This window comes from Winkia neuii subsp. neuii DSM 8576 (assembly GCF_000420405.1).
Lineage (GTDB): Bacteria > Actinomycetota > Actinomycetes > Actinomycetales > Actinomycetaceae > Winkia > Winkia neuii.
On the sequence record NZ_ATUW01000026.1, the window covers coordinates 1 to 2,161 of the forward strand.

Genomic DNA, 2,161 nt, shown 5'->3' on the forward strand with positions numbered 1-2,161 from the left:
TTTCTTAGCAGGCAGGAAAGATCAGTACAGGCGAAAAAGCAAGCTGGCTTAACCGAGTGGTGGCAGGCGGGGCGTTGGCAAAAAGAATTAACAGCGGACCTTGCTAACGCCGGGGTTACTGATGCTGCAGAGAGGGCAGCAATCATAAATGAAATTGCCTATAGCGCATATGTGGAAGGCAAGCAGGTTCAAACCTCGCAAATATTGGGGGCGTTAGAGTAAATGACTATTCATATTATTATGGGGCCGCCATGTGCGGGTAAAACGACTTTTCTAAATCAGAATGCGCGCCCTGGTGAACCGCGCGTTGATTATGACGCGATTTGTAAGACTCTAGGCAGCACATTAGATCACGCGAAAAGTGAACCGATAAAACAGGTCTCCTGGGCAGCAAGAGCTGCGGCGATAGCCCGCATTTTTGAGGGCGTAGACTCTGACGCTTGGATTATCCAACACAACGCAACTAGCGAGCAGATAGGACGCTGGAAAAAGCAAGGCTGCGAGTTCCATATTGTCGATCCCGGTATTGATGTTTGTTTGCAACGCGCAAAGGAAGAAAAACGAGGCAAAGAGGTAGAACAGGCTATAGAATCATGGTATAAGAATAGGCCTGATATTTCGGATGAAAAGGTTAGAGGCGTGCGCACTAAGACTATTAATGTAAAGCTAAAGGCAGCGGGCGATACTACTACTGGTGGTAGTGAAAACGGCAAGTTTTCCGGGTATTGCTCAGTCTTTAATAATATTGACTCGTATGGTGAAATAGTGGCCCCTGGGGCCTTTGCTGAAACCATTAAAGAGGACGGCCCTGTGTTCCCTTGCTATTGGGGGCATAGGATGGATGACCCCCTATTCAACATTGGTAAGACCACGGCTATTAGCGAGGACGACCACGGCCTTCTAGTGGAAGTAGAGCTAGACGTTAAGAATAACGAGCGCGCCGCATATGTTAACCGGCTGATAAATGAGGGCCGCGTAAAGCAAATGTCGTTTGCTTTTGACGTTGTGGAATACAAGCAGACGAATGAGGCTGTGATCTTAACCGAGGTCAAATTACATGAAGTTTCTGTAGTTCCGGTTGGTGCTAACCAGGAAACAGAAATAAATCCGGGCAAGCCGGATAAGCCAGACAAGCCTGATAATGACGACAATAACGGTAATGCTGACGAGGGCGATAATGAGCAACCAGAAGGTAAACCAGAAGGCGACGAGGAAAAGCCTAAAGGTGAGGCCGCTAAGGGTGCTAAACTAAAGCCAGACGCCGCGTTAGCCGATTTCTACGCACATATTTTTGAATCGATTTAAGGATAATTCTAAATGCCAAAGAACATTAAGAAGCTGCTAGCTGAAAAATCAGCCGCTGGCATTGCTATAGCTGAAAAGGCAAAGGCAGAAGGCCGCGATTTTACCGCTGAAGAGCTCGCAGAGCTTTCAAACCTTAAGGATGAGATCAGCGGCCTTGAAGCCAAGGCTAAAGCCGCTGATAACGCCACTAGCTTTATTGAATCCCTTGGAACCAAAAAGTATTCGGCAACCGACGGCCAGGCTAAGAGCCTTGGCGATCAGTTCCTAAAATACGGGCTCGAAGAAACAAAGCAGGTCGTAGCCTCTGCTAAGAACTTTTCTGTAGTCACTCCTGAGTTTAAGGCCGCGGCTACTGATAGTCACCTCGTTGGGGATGCTGGTCTAGTACAGCAGGATACGACGGTTGCGCACGCTACCCCGCATAGGGATTACATTTCGGATTGGCTAACCTCTGGCACAATGGCAGGCTCTATCCTGCGCTACGTGGTGGAGGGCGCGCGTACCGGCGATTTTGCTACGGTTGCAGAGGGCGGCAAGAAACCCCAGCTTAATTTCGGGTACAAGCAACAGACTGACACCCTCGCAAAAATCGCAGGGTACATCAAGGTGTCTACCGAAATGCTGGAAGATACCGCATATATTGCCTCCGATATCAACACGCGCCTGCTCGAACAGCTGCGTATTTTTGAAGAAACTCAGCTACTTTCAGGCGATGGAGAGGGGTCTAACCTTAAGGGTCTGCTAAACCGTGAAGGCCTGCTAAAGGTGCAGGCGGACGAGTTTGTGCCCTCGCTGATTAAGGCTTTCAGCCAGGTCGAGGTTACCTCCGGCCTGCGTGCTGACGGCATTGTCATTA

3 protein-coding genes are annotated in these 2,161 nt (G+C 49.2%); all 3 read left to right on the top strand.

Annotation, left to right across the window (positions count from 1 at the left end):
• A partial coding sequence (locus G437_RS11535) for a hypothetical protein (RefSeq protein ID WP_034490537.1) occupies window positions 1–222 on the top strand: 222 nt, incomplete at its 5' end.
• Window positions 223–1,305, top strand: a complete 1,083-nt coding sequence (locus G437_RS11085; RefSeq protein ID WP_051141949.1) for an HK97 family phage prohead protease — start codon at window positions 223–225, stop codon at window positions 1,303–1,305.
• A gap of 12 nt (window positions 1,306–1,317) precedes the next feature.
• Window positions 1,318–2,161: phage major capsid protein (locus G437_RS0110365; protein ID WP_024332473.1), on the top strand; the 844-nt coding region annotated here is incomplete at its 3' end.

Bases quoted from the DNA above. Each gene is read 5' to 3' on its own strand.
- G437_RS11085 (WP_051141949.1), top strand. From the start codon at position 223: ATGACTATTCATATTATTATGGGGCCGCCATGTGCGGGTAAAACGACT.